The sequence below is a fragment of the Parasphingorhabdus sp. genome, from assembly GCF_036964675.1.
Lineage (GTDB): Bacteria > Pseudomonadota > Alphaproteobacteria > Sphingomonadales > Sphingomonadaceae > Parasphingorhabdus.
The window spans coordinates 1-20151 of the sequence record NZ_JBALTF010000016.1; the positions used below are offsets into that span (position 1 = coordinate 1).

A 20151-nucleotide genomic window follows, 5' to 3' on the forward strand; every position below is an offset into this window, starting at 1 on the left:
CTGGGACAAGAAAAGCTATGTTTTCTTCCGTCGCAACCCCGATGGAACCGTGCCATCGACTCCTTGCGAATTTTTCCTTGGCCAAACCCCTCCGGGTACTCCTGGACCGACGGCCGTCGGCAATTCACCAAACTGCCTGTTGTTCAGTCTGAACAATGTTCCCGCCTCTGCCAAGGGTAACCGTTTTGACTGGCGCATCGCAGCGGATTATCGCTTTTCACCAGAGTTCATGTTCTATGCTCAGGTGGCAACGGGCTATCGTTCTGGCGGCATCAATCCACGGCCGTTCAATATTGGCCAGATCAACGCCTTCAAACCCGAAACGCTCATTTCCTACGAAGCCGGTTTCAAAGCCGACTTGCTTGACAACCGGTTCCGGTTAAATGTTTCGGCCTTCTACAATGACTACAAGGATATCATCCTGACATTGTCGGCCTGCCCGACCGCGCCTTGTCTCCAGCCCAACAATGTCGGCGCTGCGAAGGTCAAGGGCTTTGAAGTGGAAACATTGATCAAGCCATTGGATAATTTCACCATTGACGGTGCTTTGAGCTATCTCGATTTCCAATATAAGACAATCACCGGTCCGACAGCAGTGACTCTGGACATGGTCACGCCCTACACACCGAAATGGAAATGGAGCTTCGGTCTCCAATATGACATTCAGGATGTGTTCGACGGAGTCCTCTCTGCTCGCTTCGATGGTTCTTACCAGTCGTCAGTCTTTACCGAAGCGGTCAACTATGACAGCATCGCCGTATCCACCGCCTTCACACCTCCGACACCCGTGACCACCAACCCGGCTGTCCCCGGTGTCGCGGCACTGGGCGGCGGCGGACCACTCTCAACCGTGTATGCGACCAACAAAATCGACGCATATTTCCTTGGCAATGGCCGTCTGACCTGGAAATCACCTGATGATGATTGGTCGATCTCGGCTGAAGTGAAGAATATTTTCAACAAATATTATTTCACATCGCTTTACGAGCAGTTCGCCAGCCCCGGTTCCATCTCCGGCGCACCTGGCATGCCCCGCACATGGGCTTTGACTGTAAAGCGCAAATTCTAGGCGACTGCCGAATCGTGGTCGAAAATGAGGGAGCGGGGACATCATGTTTTCGCTCCTTTTTTTCACGCTGCAGATAGAATGGCAGGCATGACGGACGAACAATAAAACTTGAGGAGCGAGCAAATGACAACAACGATGAAAGCGCCACCTTCGACAAAACGTGAGATTGTCGATGTCCCCTTTGCCCATAGAGCGCTGGTCGAACGACTGAGTCCTGGCGGACGCTACATTGACGCAGAAAGCGACGTCGACAGCCCGTGGGTGCCGTTTGGCGACAATGCGGCGATCAAGCATCTCGCCTTTGACGTCCGGCAGGGTATTTTCTCGAATATATTATGGATCAAGGGACCAGGAGTTGTCGGCACCCATCTGCATCGCGGCACCATCATGATGGTCTGTCTCGAAGGCAGCGTGCGCTATCTCGAATATGACTGGGTCGCGAGCCCCGGCGGACTGATCCTGGAAGTACCGGGCGAAAGCCATACGCTGGTCACCGATAACCCAGATGGCGTGAAGCTGTTCGGCTGGATGCAGGGACCGATCGAATTTTACGACGAGAATGCCAATTTCGTTCAAACCTCAGACGTCTGGTGGTTCATCGAACATTATGAAAACTACTGCAAGGAACAGGGCATTCCGATCAACGAGAAACTCTATATCTGAGTTGGGGAAACAATAATGTATCTCAAAAACGCCTGGTATGTCGCGGCTTGGTCAAATGAGCTTGGACAGGATCTGATCACCCGCACCATTTGCGAGCTACCTGTCCTGCTATACCGCAAGGAAAATGGCGATCCGGTGGCGATGGGCAATTTATGCCCGCACCGGTTTGCGCCGCTGCATATGGGCAAGCGCATCGGTGATACCGTCCAATGCGGCTATCACGGCATGGTATATGGCGAGAGCGGAAAATGCGTTTTGAACCCGCACCATGGCGGCGTGATTTCGCCTGCCATGAAAGTGCACAGCTATCCGGTCATTGAACAGAATCAAATGATCTGGCTATGGACCGGCGACAAGGACGCCGCTGATCCGGCGTTGATACCAGATTTCAGCTGTTACACTGCGCCCGGTTTCGAAACCATTGGCGGCGTGATGGATCTGCAGGCCAATTATGAATTGATCACCGACAATCTGCTCGATCTGACCCATGCCGATTTCCTGCACGAGGGCACTTTGTCGAGCGAAGCGATCACGATCAGCAAATTGGAAACGATCGAGTCCGGCTCTACCGTTTGGGCAAACCGCTGGTGTCCGGATGGCGTGGCATCCCCCGTCTGGGGACAGTTGATGCAGAGCCAATTGGGTCTCGACCTGACAGCTCACGTTGATCATTGGCTGTACATGCGCTGGGACGCGCCCGCACATCTGCTGCTGGACGTCGGGATCACCCCGGTCGGCAAACCGCGCGAAGAGGGCGTTTGGGTCTATACCGGCCATCATCTCACACCGGTCAGCCCGACCCGCACGCTCTATTACTGGACCGTTGTCCGCAATCACGGCGTTGGTGATCCCGAGGTCGAGAAATTCTGGCAGGCTTCGATCGACTATGCCTTCAGCGGACAGGACAAACCAATGATCGAGGCGCAGCAAGCCGTCCTTGGCGACCGGCACATCAATGATCTGAAGCCTGTTGCGATCCCGGCCGATGTTGCCGGAGCCCGTGCCCGCAGATCGTTGAGTCGCCTTATCCGCGACGAGGAAAGCGGCACCCGTCCAGAACTGGGAGCCTCGCCGCTGGCAGAATTGTTGGTCAAGAGCAAAGGCAGCGCACAGCCCGTTATCCCGGTTGTGTAACAAATGGATTGGCGGTTCGGTTCTGCCGCCTGATCGTCAATCCGGGTTTACGGCACTGACCAGCCAGACGCCCGCGCCCATGCGAATGGCATTATCCTGATGATAGGGTCGAACCGCTTTGAGCAGCTCGGATCGTACATCTTCCAGGGCACCCGGGTTCTGCGCCATGATGGCTTTTTTCATGTCCAGTCCGTCCATGACAAAATCAACGGCACTCTCTGGGGTTGCGCCATATCCGCCCAATAATGATTCACCCTGCCAGCTGGTGCACTTGATATTTGCGTAACCGGCTTTGTCGAGAATGCCGCGAACCAGTTCCTGGTCAGCAAAGCGAAATGGATCGGGATCGTCAGGATTCCCTTCCGGCATATCGATATGCTGACCGACAATCTGTCCGATGATTCCCATCCAGGGATTTTCTTCTGGCCCTGCCCAGCAGGCAAAATTCAGCTTTCCGCCCGGCGAGAGCCAGCTGCGCATATTTGCAAAAGCGGCTACACTGTCGTCAAAGAACATGATCCCAAATCTTGAAAACAGGCGATCATAGGGAAGTCCCGCGACGCTATCCGTCTCAGCGTTCCCGACAGCAAAGCTGACGTTTCCGATATGGTTCCGCTCGGCCCGTTTTTCGGCCTCACGGACCAACTGTGGGGCAATGTCAAAGCCCAGGACTTTACCGTCCGCTCCAACCGCCTGCGCAATTTCAAAACTGGTCGCACCGCAACCGCAGCCGATATCGACAACCGTTTCTCCACTACCAAAGGCCGCAGAGTCCATAAGGGCCTGTCCCGCAGGACTTATCATCGATTCAAAGATTTCCGCATGAGCCAGCCACCGGTCGCCAACCTCGCCGGTCCAATCCTCATAATGTTGTTCGGTCATTTTGATCCCCCCATCCTTTTGCTTGACCTTTTCATAGCTCTAATCGTATGCATTGCATACTATAAAGGAGAGGAGTCAGATGGGCAATTTACCGCATTGTCAATGATACTCTCTCACCGTTCTAGACGGGACATTACAGATGGGGTTTGGCTGCTATGCTCGCAATTGACTATTTCGACCGGGGACATGACCGCGATCCGCAAAGGACCTGCATCGTCGATACAGAGACCGGGCAGAACTGGAGTTTTGCCGAAGTCAAATCCGAGTCCGAACGCATTGCCGCTGCAATGCAGGCGCATGGATTTCAAAATCAGGGCCTTGGCGCGCTCTATGGCCCCAATAGCGGGATGATCCTGATCGTCCTGCTGGCAATCTGGCGTGCCAATGGCAAATGGATTCCAGTCAATACGCGCAACGCCATTGATGCCAATGCCGGCTATCTCAACTATGTCCGCTGTGACTGGATGTTCTACCATTCCAGCCTCGCCCATGAAGTGGAAGAGCTGAAAGCCCTCTGCCCCGGTCTGCAGAATTTCGTGTGCATCGACAAGCCGTGCGGCGGCGATCCATCGTTGATCGATTTTATCGGAGATACGACCGAAGCGGATTTCAGCGAACCGGAAACCGACGCTTTCGGCAATATGTTCGATCTGGTTGGAATCTTCCCGACCGGCGGCACAACCGGCCCCTCAAAGGGTGCCAATGTCACCAATCTGGGCTGGGGCACGATGATCGAAACCGCAGCCGATGCCATGGGCGGGCGAACCGACGATCCCGTTGCGCTTGTTTCGGCACCAATCACCCATGCCGCAGGCCCGATAGCCTTGTCGACTCTCTCCTTTGGCGCAACCCAGGTGATCTTGCCTGGCTTCGACGCGGAACGGGTTTTGCAGACCATCGAGAGCCACAACATCTCGCACATGTACCTGCCACCAACCGCGCTTTATCAATTGCTGGCTTCACCCGAAATAGAGCAGCATGATTATAGTTCGCTGAGAATCTTCATTCTGGTTGGCTCCCCTTGTTCTCCAGAAAAACTCAAGCGCGCGGTTGAAATTTTCGGCCCATGCATGTGCCAGTCTTATGGCCAGGTCGAATGCCCGATGATCGTCGCCTGGCTGCCGCCCGAAGTGGTTGCCGCAGCAGCAGCCGGAGACCATCCCGAGCGGCTCGCGAGCTGCGGCCAGATCACACGTTCCATCAAGGTTCGGCTGATGGATGATGATGGCAATTTCATGCCGATCGGCGAATCGGGAGAAATCGTTGTCCGCGGCGTGCTGGTTTCGGACAGCTATTTTGAAAAGCCCGAAGAGACCGCAGAAGTACGGCAGTTCGGATGGCATCATACCGGCGACGTCGGACGATTTGATGAGGATGGTTTTCTCTATATCGTTGACCGCAAGAAGGACATGGTGGTGTCGGGAGGGTTCAACGTCTTCACCACCGAAGTTGAAGCCGTGATCACCGAATTGCCGCAGGTTCGCGAATGTGCCGTGTTCGGAATCCCGCATGAAAAATGGGGTGAACAGGTCCATGCAACCGTCGTCGCAAATGGCGTGACCGAGGCAGAGATTATCGCCCACACCAAAGCCCGCCTGGGCGGCGTGAAAGCACCGAAATCGGTCGAGTTTGTCGATTCAATACCGCGCACGGCCGCTGGCAAGATGGACAAGAAAGCGCTGCGTATCCCCTATTGGGGCGAGAATGCCAGAATGGTGAATTGAACCAAAATGGTGAATTGAATATGCCTCACCGAACGCACTGAACAACGGTGCTTGCTGGTGGCCGTCCAAGGTGGCACAACCAATATTGTTGAGCCGCAAGCCTGACTATAAATAATAATAAACCGCTGAGGGGAATCCTGCATGTCCGCAAATCCACGCGAGATTATCGACGATGGCAATATGCATTTCATGCAATGGGTCGCCATAGCGCTGATGATCATGTTGAATGCGCTCGATGGATTTGACGTTTTGTCCAGCGCCTTCGCCGGTCCTGGTATCAAGGCCGAATGGGGTCTTGGTCCCGATGGCCTCGGCGCGGTGCTGTCGATGGAACTGGTTGGCATGGGCTTTGGTTCGCTTTTGCTCGGTGGTGCCGCAGACAAATATGGCAGGCGACCGACAATATTATTCTGCCTGACGCTGATGGCTTCGGGGATGTTTCTCGCGACCACAGCGGACAGCCCGCAGGCCTTGTCTGCCTGGCGATTTTTGACCGGCCTTGGCATCGGTGGGATGCTGGCGTCGATCAATGCGGTTACGGCAGAGCTTTCCAGCAAGAAATCACGCAGCGTTGCCATGGCCCTGATGGTGATCGGCTATCCTCTGGGTGCTTTTTTCGGCGGACTTGTTGCATCCGACTTGCTCCAAACCCGTGATTGGCGATCGGTTTTCATGTTTGGCGGCATCATGACCGCCATCATGATTCCGATGGTTCTTTTGTTCGTCCCCGAAACCCCGGCATTCCTGAACCAGAAAAGACCGGAAAATGCGCTAAGCCGTATCAACAAGATACTCGCACGCTACGGACATCAGACCATTGACGCTTTGCCCGCACTAGCACCCGGTGCGGTCAAGGCAAGAATCATGGATCTGTTCAGTCCGGCAATGATCCGGACAACCTTCATTCTCGCGGTTGGCTATTCCTTCCACGCACTGACCTTCTATTATATTCTGAAACTGGCACCGAGCATCATCTCCGATCCGCAATTTGCCGGCCAGAGCTTCACCCGCTCTGAAGGCGCCAGCGTATTGGCCTATGCCAATCTTGGCGGCGCATTGGGTGGCGCAGCATTCGGCTGGTTCATGCACAAATTCGGTGTGAAGCGTTCAACGCAAGTTGCGCTCGCCTTCTCTGCGGTTTTCGTCGCGGCATTTGGTTTCGGTCACAGCTCGCTGCTCGGCTGGACCCTCGGCGTCATTGCAGTGGGCCTGTTCACCAATGCAGCAATCGTCGGATTCTATACGGCTTTTGCCGCAAGCTATCCGACCCAGCTTCGGGCCACGGGCACCGGATTTGCGCTCAGTGTCGGACGCGGCGGTGCGGCGCTTTCCCCTTATCTGGCGGGCGTGCTCTTTGGTGCCGGCCTTGGGCTGCTCAAAGTGTCCCTTATCATGGCTATGGGATCGCTCATTGCCCTGCTGCTCTTCTCGATGCTGAAGCTCAACAATCCCGAGGATGAAAAGACCTGACGCCCTAGGTCAGGGCGAAGCTTGGGGTGATTGAACGATAAGCAATCAAGCCTGTTCGCTGGCTTCGGCAAGCAATAAGGTCGCGAGCCCGTCGGGATCATCCTGCATTACACCATGGCTGGTGTTGATCGAATGCGTGCGCCATTTGCTGTCGTCTTTCACGCGTTCGTAAAATTTGGTGAATACGGTCGGTGCCGCCTGCGTTGCATAAATATAGGTATGTTTCTTGATGCTCTTCATCCCGTCATTCAGCTGGACCGGTTCGGTCAGCGTGAGCAGCGGATGGCGCGTCAAATGCGGCGGTGATCCGGGGAATGGTGCGACCAGCCCCGGTGCATCACGCTGCGCATCGATATAATGTTTGCGCGACGGATCGTCGGCGATATCCCAAAGGGCCTCGCCATCTTCCGGCAAGAACGCATCGACATAGATCAATGTCCGGATATGATCATGCCGCAGGGCAGCGACGCCGCTAATCACCACGCCGCCATAGCTGTGCCCGACCAAAATAATGTCCTTGAGATCATAATGATCAATCACGCCAATCACGTCGGATATGTGATCGGACAAGGTAATGCCAGGATGCACCTGATGTGCCTTCTCCCCTAGCCCGGTCAGCGATGCATAGTGACATTCCTGTCCCGCCAGCCGCAGCCGCTTGATAATCCCCGACCAGTTGTTGGCGCCGCCCCAGGCACCATGAACGAACAGATAGACGGCCATGTCGAATCTCCTATAGCGCGATCAGCATGCGCGGTTCCGCAGCACCGGCATCTGCCATGACCTCTGCACAAGCCAGTTGCATGACCTGTCCGACCTGCTGCCCGACGCCCAGTTGTTTCATCAATCTACAATCACCTCAATCAAGGAAGGTCCGTTTGTTTCAAAGGCCTTGTCCAGTGCAACCTCCAGCGCCGCCGCATCCGATACTCGGCTCGCTTTGACACCCTGCGCTTCGGCAAGCCCGACAAAGTCCAGTCCGCCTAGATCGGTGCCCGGCAATTCCTGCATGCCGAAAACCTCACCAAAGCTGTGTAGCGCCTGATAGCGATGATTGTTCATGATGATGAAGGTGACATTCAGATCAAGCGCTGCCGCCGACCATAGTCCCTGAATCGCATACATCGCCGAACCATCGCCCAGCAGCGCAATCACCGGCTCGTCCGGCCGCGCCAATGCCATGCCGATAGATGCGGGCAAACCATGGCCGAGCCCGCCCGATGCTGTCGTATAGAATCCATCCTTGCGAATGATCGGCAAATGATCGTGCATGGCGCCACGGTGGCTCGGCGCTTCCTCCACCAGAATCGAGTTTTCAGGCCGCTGCCTGGCGACCTGCTGAAGCACAAAGGGTGCAGAGAAGCCTTTACCATCCAGCGGGGCAGATGGCTTTTTCGGTGCAGGAATCGCGCGCGAGCCTCCCGGCGCATATTCCATCAGGTTCGCCAGGGTGGACTTCAGATTTGCGATCATCGCGACGCCCGATGGAAGCCAGCTCGCGGCTTGCGGATCATCGCCAATCTGGATCAGCTCAGCGCCATCAGGCACATGCGGTCCGCTGCCTTCCGCATGATAGGTAAAGCCCGGTGCGCCGAGTACCAATATCAGATCATGGCCGTCCAGCGCCGCAACAATCTGCTCCCGGAAAGCGCCCAGAAACCCGGCAAACAGAGGGTGGTCTTCGGGAAAGCCGCAACGTGCGGCCATCGGAGCAACAAACACACGCGCCTGATGCAATTCAGCGAGCAGGATAATTTCTTCCCATGCATCATCACGACCAATGCCGGCACCAACGACAAAGACCGGCCTTTTGGACGCTGCCAGCTTGTTACCCAAGATGCTCAACATTTCCGGCTCGGCATTGAGGCCGGTAGAGACTTGCGTTACTTCCGGCATTTCACATTCGCGATCCCAGTCATCGACGGGAACCGAGATAAACACCGGCCCCATGGGCGGAGTCATGGCGATATGATAAGCGCGCAAAATTGCCAGCGGCACATCTTCGGCCCGGGCTGGTTCGATCGCCCATTTGACATAGGGCTGCGGAAATTCCGTCGCGCGACCGGCAAATAGAAATGGATCATAAGGCAGGATCGAACGGGCCTGTTGCCCCGCAGTCACCACCAGCGGCGTCTGGTTTTTCCAGGCGGTGAACAAATTGCCGAGAGCATGACCCACGCCTGCCGCAGAATGCAAATTGATGAAGGCAGCATTACGCGTCCCCTGCGCAAATCCGTCCGCCATCCCGAGAACCACAGATTCCTGTAGACCAAGGACATAACGAAAATCATCCGGGAAATCGCGAAACATCGGCAGTTCGGTCGATCCCGGATTGCCGAAAATTGTCGTCATGCCCAACTGCCGCAGCAAGGATATCGTGGCTTCCCGTACCAGCGTCATTGTGGCTTCTCTCCCGCGATGGTGGTTCTGTACATTTCGCGGCGATAGCCATCATAATCGTTGAACGCCTGATGGACAGAAAGCCGGTTGTCCCACATCACCAGCATGCCGGCTTCCCAGCGCAAGCGGCACGTGAAAGCCGGCTGGGTGATATGGCCTGTCAAGAATTGCAGCAACGGCGCGGATTCTTCCGGCTTCATACCCTCTATGCCCACGGCGTAGCTGCCGTCGCAGTAGAGCGATTTTTCTCCGGTGACATCGTGCGAACGTACCAGCGGGTGCATTGCGCCGTTGATTTTTTTCAGCATGTCCTCCGAGACAGGCTTGTTCTTCTGAGCGACCAGAGGGCCGAGCACCCCATCCTTGACGCTACCATGTTCCTGCGCGCCCGCCAGTACATCGCGGATCGACATATGGACCCGCAAATCGGCCAGCATCTTCTGCATGGTTTCGCTCAACGTCGAATAAGCCAGGGCGCAATTGGCCCAGATGGTGTCACCGCCAAATGGCGGTATTTCAACCGAACGCAGCGTGCTGATCGCTGGCGGTTCGGGTAGAAAGGGTGAATCCGTATGCCACCCCGATCCAAACACCCAACCAGTCTGAGCATCAGCCTCCTTGATCACCGGCTGCACTTCCGGAAAGCCGGGCACGCCTTCGGAATATGCATCCTCGGCGAAGACACCGAACCGTTTGCTGAAGGCGCTATGGTCCGCATGGGTCATATGTCCGTGATCACGGAAGAAGATCATCTTGTGATGAAACAGGGCCTGCTGGATTTCGACGATTTGCGCGTCACTCGCCTGGGTGCAGTCAACCCCGCCAATTTCTGCCCCCATCGCGGCAGCGAGAGGAGTGGATGTAATATTGTCATACGCCCTGGCATGATTGTCAAACTGTCCGCCAGCGGGCTTCACCGACGTGTTGCGATTCCAGGTCATATGGCATAATCCTCCGGCTGGACTGGGAATATCTGGCACTGCCTGTCTACATTTTTCGGAAATGTTTTCAGATCGGCGATACTCTTCTCCCTAATGGACTTTGGATAGCATCAACCAACGTCCTGAACAATATATTGATTTTTTCATATATATGAATTACCGGCGGATCATGAGCAACAAAACTCCCGGTGATGCAGTAAAATCGGCAACGCGTGCGCTGGAAATTCTGGAACTGCTGGTCACGCTCAATCGCCCGATGAACGCCAAAGATATCGGACGATTGAAGCCGATACCGCCCAGCAGCCTGTCCTATTTGTTATCAACTCTGGTCAATCTCGATTATTTGCGGCGCGAAGGTCGCAACTATATATTGGGTCCGGCATTGGCGAGACTCCAGCTGCGCGATGCGCCGAATGCCCTGCCGGAGAGAATTGCACCGATCATCCGTTCGATCCGCGACCGACTCAATGAAACATGCTCTTTCTTCGTCGAACGAAACGGCCAGATTGCCGCGCTGGTGAGTGCGATGAGCAGCCAGGCACTGCAATATAGCGTGGAGGAAGGCCGTATCGCGCCGATGCACGCCTTTGCCGCAGGAAAAGCATTGCTGGCACAGATGAGCGATGCAAAGCTCGACAAATGGCTGGCGAACACAACGCTCGAGAAATTTACCGAGAAGACAATTGTCGATGCCGCTGAACTGAAGCGAGAGATTTCTCACATAAAGGAAGAAGGTTTTGCCAGAACTGCGGAAGAGTGGACCATTGGTATCACCGCTATTGCCCGGGCCATCACTTCGGGTGGCAAAACGGTCGGCGCGCTCAGCATCGCGGTTCCCCTCGCCCGGTTTACCGAGGGAAAAGAGAGCCAGATAAAATACGAACTCGAACAAGCCCAGAAACTACTAGCCTGACATTGGAATGAGGGAGAAATCTCTCGGTTCGAAAGACGACCTTGTGGATATGGTTCGCGGGTCAATATCCAGCAAGACAGAAAAATATTCGGTAAAAGGAGGCTAGTATATCGGCGTCTCGACCCCCTCGCCCCACATCAGTTTTGCCTTCTGTTCTTGTGCAAATTGGCGCGAATCTGGCCGGCTTTTCGATGGCTTCCCAAACTCCGGGGCCGACCATATATAAACCCAACAGGGCATCAGTTTCAGTGCTCAGCATCGCGGTTTCACGATGCCTTATTCTATCCGTAAGACTGCACCGCTTCATTTAGGCTGAAGGGTTTTTCAGCCAAGTGTCGAAAAAGATAAGCAATATCGAAGCTGGGCGCAATTTCCGCTGGGATGATGACGATCACCTCTCCCACTACGGGTTGAGAAACGGTTCGCAGAAACCGGTAAAATCAACGGTGACATCATCGGGCAATCTGTCGGTGCAGGATTTGACTATGTCCAGACTCATGCTGGAAGCTCCCCGCACTTTCTTACAAGCCTGTCCGATCGCCACCTTTGGGCAGCAAGAGCACAGCACAACCAATGCCGCTAGAGACCATGTGCATGTCTGACCAATGCATCAGGCCTTTTGGATGCTGCAATGTCCAAAGACCCGCAGATCGATATTCATCTCGATGATCCAGCGACAGGCCTGCCGTGGCGAGGACAACAACTATTCATTTCGAGGCCATCCTGACTCGACAAAGATTTGACAGAACTTCTTCCCCCGGATAGCCCGGCAGAGATTAATTTTGGAGAGATAAGATGTTTGAAAATATGAAAAAAATACGGCAGAAAAGTTTTGCCGCAAGCCTCTTTCTATCCACTTCAATCGTTACATTGGCCGCAAGTTCTCCAGCCTTGGCTCAAGATGGTTATTCTCAAGATCAGACGAGCTTTAGCTTTGCGGGGTCAGGATATAGCTATTGTGATGCGAAACTTGTCGGAGCTGTTTATGGTTGGGATGCTGGGGATGGCAAAACCTTCATCGGTGCATCGATACTCTACGATGATGGTGAACAGATTCCCTCCTTGCTCGCGGAGTCCCGACAATTGGGGAATACTTGTTCATTTGCTGATTCGGGCTATGGTTATGATGATGCCGAAAGAATTTCCGATTTGTGGAATTTGGGCGACGTCGGGCGAGCCAAAAGCAAAATTGCAAATATGGTGACAGATGGCGAGAGAGATCAGATCATCGAGGCGCTCGGCTACTGATCTGCGACATTCCCATTTGATCCTGAAAAGCTGATCGGCCCGAAAATGGGATTCGGCCCAATTTTTTGATAAATTCCGAATAGTCCGACAATATTTGGCGTCAGGGCCTGACTCTTTGGGCAGAACGCTGCACGCCAGAATTCACCGACAAAGCCCGCCAGATGGCAGCAACACGGGATATGCCGCACCCGGATTTTCCGATTTTCTGCAGTCGTTGTCAGCGCCAGTCAACGCGCTGTCGTGATCGAAACCAGATACAGTTCAAACTCCGCCAGAATTTCATGCCGGCAAGCCGCCTCGTTCACCACATCCATATTTTGCGGCCCTATAAGGTCATGCACATCAGGCCAGTCTGATCGGATCGCAGACGGGATGCAATTCACGAACCAGAAATATCACCGATCGAATTGCGTGCCGGTCCAGGTCAGATAGGCCGGATTTTTATTGGTGGTTCCGCCAAGCACCATCCTGCCATCCGGCGTCAGCTTACCCTGGTAAACCGTTCCGGTGTTCTGGCGCCGAAAATTGATCTGGCCATTGCGAAACTGTTCAAAAATGACAACATCGTTGCTCCGGGATCCATTCAGGCTGTCCAGGAATATCGCATCAAAATAATTGGTCCCCGGACGTCTGGTCCAATTGGAGTCCAATACCCGTCCATTGCCCAGTCGTTCGACGATGATCCATCTTTGCCCCGGATCATAGCCTCCCACTGGCGGATTGTAATTTGTTGCTGGCGGCGCATAATTTGTTGACGGATTTTGGCTAGTGGTTGCCGGCGCACCGAGCAGCCCCAACAGAAAATCACGAACGCCATTGCTTTTCTTTTGAGGCCCTGGTGCCGGAGTGACCGGCAGCGCGCCCCCGGTATATCCCCCTTGCGGTGTTTGAACATAGCCCGGGTTGACGGGTTGGCTGTAACCGGGGTTCGCAGGATAAGGAGAAATCCCAGGCTGCGTGTATACGGCGGTATTGCCGGTGGATGTGGCATTGCGCGAATCAGAAATAGCCTGATTTTTGCATTGCTCCGCCGTAACGCCGGGATTTGGAGTATATATGCAGCTTCTGAAGAGCCCACCCGCGCGCGTCAATGCCTGCTTTGTGGGATTGGATGGAGTAGAGTGGCAGTCCGAACAGGAAAGGCCGGAATCCCGAGCGAACCCGATATTCGCTTCAACAGGAGCCGGGGCCAGAAAACTCGCGCCAACGGCAAGAACCAGAAATGATCCTGCTATTGCAATTGCCATTGGTCCAGTTGATTTTTCCATGCCCGTACCCCGTTCTTGTATGTTGATTTTCCGATCCATCGCTTACCTGTCCCAGATCGATGCGGTCCAACTATCGCCTTGTCCAAAATTGGCGCCAGCAACGGTTCCGTTGAATATGTGAGTGTTGTCGGCTGACGGCATGCCGGTATATCGCATCTGCAATTTGCTGCTGAAAAAACTCACCGCCCCGTTGCGATAGCCTTCATAGGTCAAGATATCTTCTAGATGCTGTCCGTCGATATACATGGTAGCGTCAACAACATTTGTATTGGGGCGAAACTTCCAGATCACGTCCGCAGACTTACCTTTGCCTTCGCGCAATTGTACCAGCCAGATCTTGCCGGGTTGAAAATTGCCGGAAGTGCTTGGCGGCACATAATTGCCTGGCGCCGGGCTATAGGGATTCTGCGGTTGGACAACTTGCGGCGGTTGCTGACCCTGCGCGCAATTCAATTGATAGCCGCATTGGGCATATTTTTGTCCGAATGCATTCACGGTTGACCGGCTTGCCGAGGCTCCGCTCACATGACAGGTTCCGCATCCGGAATTGGTGGCGGTCGCATAGGCCGGTGTGGCGTTGACTGATGCTGGTTGGAAATAGGCGATTGCGACTGCGGTTGCGAAAAAAGCCGTCACGACCGACGTAACCAATTTATGTCCGGATTCCATTTCGGTTTCTCCCGAGCCGATTAGCGACCTTTGAATAAAGGTCTTATGATTCGGGGCATTTGTACCGCCAACCAAATCGATTCCATCGAGAGCCCCCTCCGGATGAATCGATATCCATGACTTAACAATGACTTCAGCCTATAAGCACGAGGGCAAAAGTCAATATACTTATCACAGTTGGATGGAGAGGTTTCTCGCCATTCGATCGATGGCCCCGCTGATTCTCCCCGCTGGATATATTAAAGCGGATAGGAATTGGAAAATGTACAAATCTTCTATGCCATGATCGCATATTTGGATTGACCGGCGCCACGGCACATTTGTTTGGATACACGCGTCTCTTCACCGTCGATAATCGCAACATCGGTGATAGTAAGGCATTTGCGGCCATTGGGCTCGGCATTGAGTGCCGTCACGGTTGAGGACCCGGAAACACCACCGCGGGTCGGACTTTGCCAATTCGCGACCGCTCCCACTCTTTCCTGCTCGACAACAGCAAAAGTGGCCTCGGCAGCTTTTTCCTGTTCATCCTGACTCAGTTTGCACGCAATCTCGCCGACAAGAACCGCACCTACAGCGCTGGCAATTAATACGCCGACATCGTCAAGACCAACCACTGCACCGACCACTCCACCAAAAATGCCGCCCAGCAATTGACCGCGCCCCCTGGATTTCTTGCAGGATTTATCGCCGCCCGCTTTCCCGCCACTTTTATTCAGCTTGCCCGGCTTGCCACTGCCTCCTTCCATATTCAGGAAACCGTAATTTTCCGGGACGGGATATCCACCGCACCCGGTATTGTAGCAATAGCGATCGCTCAGATAATTCCGATCCAGATGATAGAGTTGTTCTGCGGCCCGATAGACTGCCATATTTTTTCCGTCGGGATCTGAATTCGCATGCTCCTGCCGCATCTCCTTGTAGAATCGGTCTCTACTGGCGGCAGAATAATCCATCCTTCCGGCCACTTTATCCGTATAAATTCGGGAAATCTCATCCTGATATTGATTCATGCGCTTTCGATATTCGGTCAATACGCCGCTATAATAATTGTCCAGCAGCGTCGTACACGCATTGATGTTTTTCGCTTTGTCGTGGGGGTCGGGAAGATGCAGGTGATCTTCTCGGCAATCCGGATAATCTTGCTGCAAGAGCATCGGGGTTGGGGGTAACTGAGGCAAAGGTGGTTCCGTTTGCGTGGGCGGCACATAGGCCATGTCTTCTACTGCCTGAACAGCCGGAGTTTCCGGATTGCCAACCCCGGCGGGTTCTTGCGGCGGTTGGGGCGGGGTTTGCGACGGACCCGCAATGGGCGATCCACCCAATCCATTTCCGAAAGTGCTGTTCGAGTCCGATTGAAATCGCGAAATATTATCATTCGGCTGAGGGTTCCCATATACCGAAGATGGAAGCGGGACCGACTGCGGTGTCGACGCGGCTCCCGGTCGCTGCCAGCTTTGTATCTGGATGTTGCAATTGGGTTGGCCTGGCAAAGAGCTATACAGGCACTCGCTATAGGCGATACCCATGCTGGTCAATGCGCTCATCTTGGGATTCGAAGGGTCTGAATGGCAGTCGGAGCAAGCAATGCCGGTGTTCGTTGAAATCGCGACATTGGCTTCAACTGGACTGGAGGATATTATCAGCGCACTGATCGCGAATGCACCCATCGTTCCTACGGCAGTCACAGCAAGCGCTGTTTGAACCTTGCTCAAATTTTCCTCCTGTTTCATGCCCCTGACGAACCGAGAGCCCCCCTGCTCTAGCCGATAAGACCATCCGAAACTAAACGACTTCGACTGTTCTTGACCTCATCTCAGCTATTGCCCCGCACCATATGCTTTTGACAATAAGCCATCAAAATTGATCAATCACGTCTTGCCACATGATGTCCCCCGTCGATACCTAGGCCAGCAGAACCGGATTGTGAATTAAGAATTGCTTTGGTTTCATCATAGTGCAGCAGGCAAGCAACCCCATGGCGATATTATTGCCCTTCGTTTCCATCAAGAATGGTTATCCTTCGACGCCTCGTTTGTCACATCAAACCGATGTTTTGATAGTGGACGAGCGACCTGCCCCCTGACCCATGGGATTGTGATTCCAGTTGCAATCGTTTCTCATCAATCAATTGCATTTTCGGCCTTCAACAGGCGATATTCTGACATCAAGCCTTTGAACAGGCTGTAGCAGCAGACCAGCAACACGAGTGTGAAAGGCAAGCCGCTGGCAATCGTACCGGCCTGCAGCGTGCCCAGTGCGGCAGCACCGCCGCCGACCAATAATGCCGCTGCGACCAAACCTTGTAACACCGCCCAGAAAATGCGCTGTGCAACGGGTGCATCTGTTCTGCCGCCTGCTGTTATCGCATCAATCACCAGGGAACCGGAATCGGACGAGGTCACAAAAAATACGATCAACAGCACAATCGCCAGGGAAGAAGCAATATAGGGGAATGGCATATTCTCAAGCATCTGGAACAGCACCAACGGGACTTCGTTGATCCCTGACGGCAATTGACCGACGCCTTCCTTGACTTGCTCTATCGCCGTCACGCCGAATGTTGTGAACCAGATAATCGCGACGATCACCGGCACAATGAGCACCACGGCCAGAAATTGACGGATGGTGCGTCCCTTGGAAATACGGGCAATGAACATGCCGACAAATGGCGACCAGCTTATCCACCACGCCCAGTAAAATATCGTCCAGCCATGAAACCAAATCTTATCTTCGCGACCGTTCCAGTCACTCAGGGGAATGGCATATTCAACATAGCTTGCGACGGCCGAACCAAAGCCCTTGAATATCTGCATCGTTGGCCCGGCCACAAAAACAAATGCGAGCAGCAACGCAGCCAGAACCATATTTATATTGCTCAACAGCTTTATGCCGCCATCCATGCCGCGGAGCACCGAAATGATGGCCAATCCTGAGATGAAAACGATCAGCAAAAGCTGGGACGTCAAACTGGCTTCAACGCCGAACAGAAAAGAAATGCCGGTCGCAGCTTGCTGCGCGCCAAAACCCAAGGATGTTGCCAAGCCGAACAGGGTCGCAATCACCGCAAGAATGTCGATCAGATGCCCGGGCCAGCCCCATATCCGATCACCCAATATCGGGTAGAAAGCTGAGCGGATGGTTAGCGGCAGCCCTTTGTTGAAGGAAAAAAAGGCCAGCGCCAGACCGATAACGGCATAGACCGCCCAGGGCGTGAGTCCCCAATGAAACACGGTCGCGCCAAGCGCCAGACGTTCGGCCGCAGGCGTTAGTGCCTCGACATTGAGCGGCGTTCCGCCCCAATCGGTATAATAAGCCATAGGTTCGGCTGCACCATAGAATAGCATGCCAATACCGACGCCGGCAGAAAACAGCATGGCAATCCAGGAGGCCATTCCAAATTCCGTCTTGGCGTCTGCCCCTCCCAAACGAATTTTGCCCAAGGGCGAGATTGCGATGGCAAGACAGAAAAACAGTACGAAGTTTGTCGCAATGACAAAGAACCAGTCAAAATATTGCAGCGTCCAGGCCTTGGTCGCCTCGAGCCCGGTTTTCGAGATATGCGGGAACATCAATGACAAGAGCACGAATGCGATGATCAAAATGGCACTGACAAAAAAGACCGGATTGTGCATCTCCAGGCCAAAAGTATTCACATTGTCCTGGCCCGCTTCATAATCGGTTTCATAGTCAATATTGGTCACATCGTCTGCGACAGTTTCGGTTCCGCTCACTGTTGAGGCTCCAATATTTTGCTTCCCAGCGCCTCGTTGAGCGGCTGCAAATGTGATTGATAATGGCGCCATAGATCGACGCTCGCTTTGGTGATCGGCTGGCGCACTTGCTCGGAACTGGCCGTGCGAACAGCCCTCTCTGTTTGGTGAAAATCGATGCAGGCTTGTTCAAAGGGCAGGCCCAGATAGTCGAGCATTCGGCGCACTTGCCCGTCAAGGTCATCGAGCACATCTTCATGCTGCACGCGCAAGACCGCGCCAGGCAACATGGCGTCCCAATGTTCCATCAAGCGGACATAGTCCCGATAATATTGGCCAATTTCCTGCAAACCATATGTGAACTCCTGCCCTTCTGCGAACAGCTGCTTGAAACCGGAGAAACAGCAAGCCATCGGTTCCCGCCGGGCATCGATAATTTTCGCATTGGGGAGAATGAGCTTGATCAAGCCGATGTGCCGGAAATTATTGGGCATTTTATCAATGAAATATGGTGCGCCCTGACGATGAATCCGGGTGCCATCGATGAATTCCTGCCCCATGGTCCGCAGTTGATCGGCATCGAGATCGTGCAGAACATCTGGATATAGCGAGTCATTGCTCGCCTGTTTCTGACGCCGTAAACGGTGCGCGAGCGATAATATATTCGGCAGTTCCAGCGTGCCATCAATCTGGCTGTGCGAGGCCAATATCTGTTCCAGCAAAGTCGAGCCGGCGCGCGGCAATCCCAATATGAAAATGGGGTCGGGCGCATCGCATCCCTTGCCGGATTGCTTTACAAACAGGTCGGGGGTGCAGGCTGTTATCTGGCTATTCAGCTCGATGGTCATCTGATCGGCATCATAGCGTGACTGCATGCGTTTCAGTTCATTGCCGCGCTCGTAATGGCCAAAGGATGTGTCATAATCCTTGCGGTCTTCATAGGCCTTGCCCAGTGCAAAGCAGATATGAATGCGGTTTTGATAGCTCAACCGATTGGCCTGCTCCTGCGACTCCATGAGGCGCAGTTCATCATCGCTGAAGCGATAGGTTTTGAGGTTCGCCAAGCCGTAATAGGCATCACCATGGCAGGGATCCGTCGCAATAGCTTTTTGATAGGACAGAACCGCTTCTTCATGACGGCCAAAAGTTTTCAGTGCATGGCCCTGAGAGGTCAGCGTTACCGGATCTTCGGGAATCCGTTGCAGAACCTTTTCAAACAACTCCAAAGCTTGCTCATATTCGCCGGTCTGCATCGACTCAATTGCGTAAATTGACTGGAAAATCGGATTTTCAACATCCCGCCGATATAGCAATTCGCTTTGTTTCAAAGCCTCGGCAAATTTCTGACGTTTGCGAAGGGTTTGAATATAATCAATCCGCACCTGAATATTGTCCGGTTCAAATTCAAGCGCGCTTTCCAGCAAAAAATCTGCATCTTCCAATATGCCCAGACGCGAGCCAATATCAGCCAACAGTCGCATTGCCTCGACATGGTGGGGATTTTTTTGCAGGAAATGCCGACAGGCTGTTTCCGCCTTGACCAGTTTTCCCTCATATAGGAGATGCGATATTGCGACCAATGGCTTGGGCATACCGGCGATGCGCTGTTCTTGCCCGCGCATCTCCAGGGCAGCATCGCGGCGGCCCCAGCCCTCCAGAATCTCGGCTTGCGCCTTCCAGCTGGCTTGCAATACGGGATTGCATTGGCAGGCCCTGCGATAGGCAGCCATTGCGCCCTCGAAATCGCCCATTGCCTTGAAAATATGGCCCTCTTCCTGATGAGCGCGGCCAAAATCAGGGGACACGCTTTTCAGCTGATCGACGCTTGCAAGAGCTCTGTCATTGCGCCCCAAATAGCGCTCACAAACCGACTTGATATAGAGCGCGTCGATATGCTCGGCATCGTCTTGCAAGACGGTCTCCGCTGAAGCCAGCGCCGCATCAAACCGCCCCTCATACATTTGGGCACGTGCCAGTTTTAGCTGTTCGTCGATATCAAGGCCAGTTTCAGACATCTAGTTTCGGCTTGCAATCCTTCAATAGCAGGGGAAGCTGGC

The 20151-nt window shown here is 53.9% G+C and carries 16 protein-coding genes; 7 read left to right on the forward strand and 9 right to left on the reverse strand.

Going from position 1 to position 20151, the window contains the following annotated elements; all coding sequences use genetic code 11:
* The 3 genes from V7665_RS04655 to V7665_RS04665 form a co-directional block, all read left to right on the forward strand.
* Positions 1 to 1069 (forward strand): TonB-dependent receptor (locus V7665_RS04655; protein ID WP_335663375.1); only part of this gene is annotated, 1069 nt, incomplete at its 5' end.
* Between the two features lie 123 nt (positions 1070 to 1192).
* Positions 1193 to 1732 carry a 2,4'-dihydroxyacetophenone dioxygenase family protein gene (locus tag V7665_RS04660; protein WP_335663376.1) on the forward strand — a complete coding sequence of 180 codons (540 nt, stop codon included), beginning with the start codon at positions 1193 to 1195 and terminating at the stop codon, positions 1730 to 1732.
* A gap of 15 nt (positions 1733 to 1747) precedes the next feature.
* Positions 1748 to 2866 (forward strand): aromatic ring-hydroxylating dioxygenase subunit alpha, encoded by a 1119-nt coding sequence (locus V7665_RS04665; RefSeq protein ID WP_335663377.1) that lies wholly within the window; start codon positions 1748 to 1750, stop codon positions 2864 to 2866.
* Positions 2867 to 2902: 36 nt separating this feature from the next.
* Here V7665_RS04665 and V7665_RS04670 read toward each other — a convergent pair whose 3' ends face one another.
* Positions 2903 to 3748 carry a class I SAM-dependent methyltransferase gene (locus V7665_RS04670; RefSeq protein ID WP_335663378.1) on the reverse strand — a complete coding sequence of 282 codons (846 nt, stop codon included), beginning with the start codon at positions 3746 to 3748 and terminating at the stop codon, positions 2903 to 2905.
* A gap of 155 nt (positions 3749 to 3903) precedes the next feature.
* Between V7665_RS04670 and V7665_RS04675 the strand changes: the two genes are divergently transcribed.
* Positions 3904 to 5472, forward strand: coding sequence for an AMP-binding protein (locus tag V7665_RS04675; RefSeq protein ID WP_335663379.1), 1569 nt, complete (start codon positions 3904 to 3906; stop codon positions 5470 to 5472).
* Between the two features lie 141 nt (positions 5473 to 5613).
* The gene (locus V7665_RS04680) at positions 5614 to 6942 is read left to right on the forward strand and encodes an MFS transporter (protein ID WP_335663380.1); all 1329 of its coding nucleotides are present in this window, start codon (positions 5614 to 5616) and stop codon (positions 6940 to 6942) included.
* 45 nt (positions 6943 to 6987) lie between these two features.
* Here V7665_RS04680 and V7665_RS04685 read toward each other — a convergent pair whose 3' ends face one another.
* The 3 genes from V7665_RS04685 to V7665_RS04695 form a co-directional block, all read right to left on the reverse strand.
* Positions 6988 to 7665, reverse strand: a complete 678-nt coding sequence (locus V7665_RS04685; RefSeq protein ID WP_335663381.1) for an alpha/beta fold hydrolase — start codon at positions 7663 to 7665, stop codon at positions 6988 to 6990.
* A 120-nt stretch (positions 7666 to 7785) separates the two neighbouring features.
* Positions 7786 to 9342 carry a benzoylformate decarboxylase gene (gene mdlC / locus V7665_RS04690; RefSeq protein ID WP_335663382.1) on the reverse strand — a complete coding sequence of 519 codons (1557 nt, stop codon included), beginning with the start codon at positions 9340 to 9342 and terminating at the stop codon, positions 7786 to 7788.
* A complete protein-coding gene (locus V7665_RS04695) occupies positions 9339 to 10283 on the reverse strand; it encodes a TauD/TfdA dioxygenase family protein (RefSeq protein WP_335663383.1) in 945 nt (314 codons plus the stop codon). The genes mdlC and V7665_RS04695 overlap by 4 nt, the downstream gene beginning before the upstream one ends.
* A gap of 169 nt (positions 10284 to 10452) precedes the next feature.
* Here V7665_RS04695 and V7665_RS04700 point away from each other — a divergent pair, with 169 nt between their 5' ends.
* Positions 10453 to 11196: an IclR family transcriptional regulator gene (locus tag V7665_RS04700; RefSeq protein ID WP_335663384.1), complete on the forward strand. Its 744-nt coding sequence runs from the start codon at positions 10453 to 10455 to the stop codon at positions 11194 to 11196.
* A 795-nt stretch (positions 11197 to 11991) separates the two neighbouring features.
* Positions 11992 to 12444 carry a hypothetical protein gene (locus V7665_RS04705; RefSeq protein ID WP_335663385.1) on the forward strand — a complete coding sequence of 151 codons (453 nt, stop codon included), beginning with the start codon at positions 11992 to 11994 and terminating at the stop codon, positions 12442 to 12444.
* A gap of 395 nt (positions 12445 to 12839) precedes the next feature.
* Here the strand turns inward: V7665_RS04705 and V7665_RS04710 are convergent, their stop codons facing one another.
* The 5 genes from V7665_RS04710 to V7665_RS04730 form a co-directional block, all read right to left on the reverse strand.
* Positions 12840 to 13712 (reverse strand): hypothetical protein, encoded by an 873-nt coding sequence (locus tag V7665_RS04710; protein WP_335663386.1) that lies wholly within the window; start codon positions 13710 to 13712, stop codon positions 12840 to 12842.
* A 42-nt stretch (positions 13713 to 13754) separates the two neighbouring features.
* Positions 13755 to 14381 (reverse strand): hypothetical protein, encoded by a 627-nt coding sequence (locus V7665_RS04715; protein WP_335663387.1) that lies wholly within the window; start codon positions 14379 to 14381, stop codon positions 13755 to 13757.
* Between the two features lie 275 nt (positions 14382 to 14656).
* Complete coding sequence (locus tag V7665_RS04720; RefSeq protein ID WP_335663388.1) at positions 14657 to 16114, reverse strand: hypothetical protein; 1458 nt, start codon at positions 16112 to 16114, stop codon at positions 14657 to 14659.
* A 390-nt stretch (positions 16115 to 16504) separates the two neighbouring features.
* Positions 16505 to 18115, reverse strand: coding sequence for a BCCT family transporter (locus tag V7665_RS04725; RefSeq protein WP_335663389.1), 1611 nt, complete (start codon positions 18113 to 18115; stop codon positions 16505 to 16507).
* On the reverse strand, positions 18112 to 20109 hold the full coding sequence (locus tag V7665_RS04730) for a tetratricopeptide repeat-containing sulfotransferase family protein (protein WP_335663390.1): 1998 nt from the start codon (positions 20107 to 20109) through the stop codon (positions 18112 to 18114). The genes V7665_RS04725 and V7665_RS04730 overlap by 4 nt, the downstream gene beginning before the upstream one ends.
* Between the last annotated feature and the right edge of the window lie 42 nt (positions 20110 to 20151).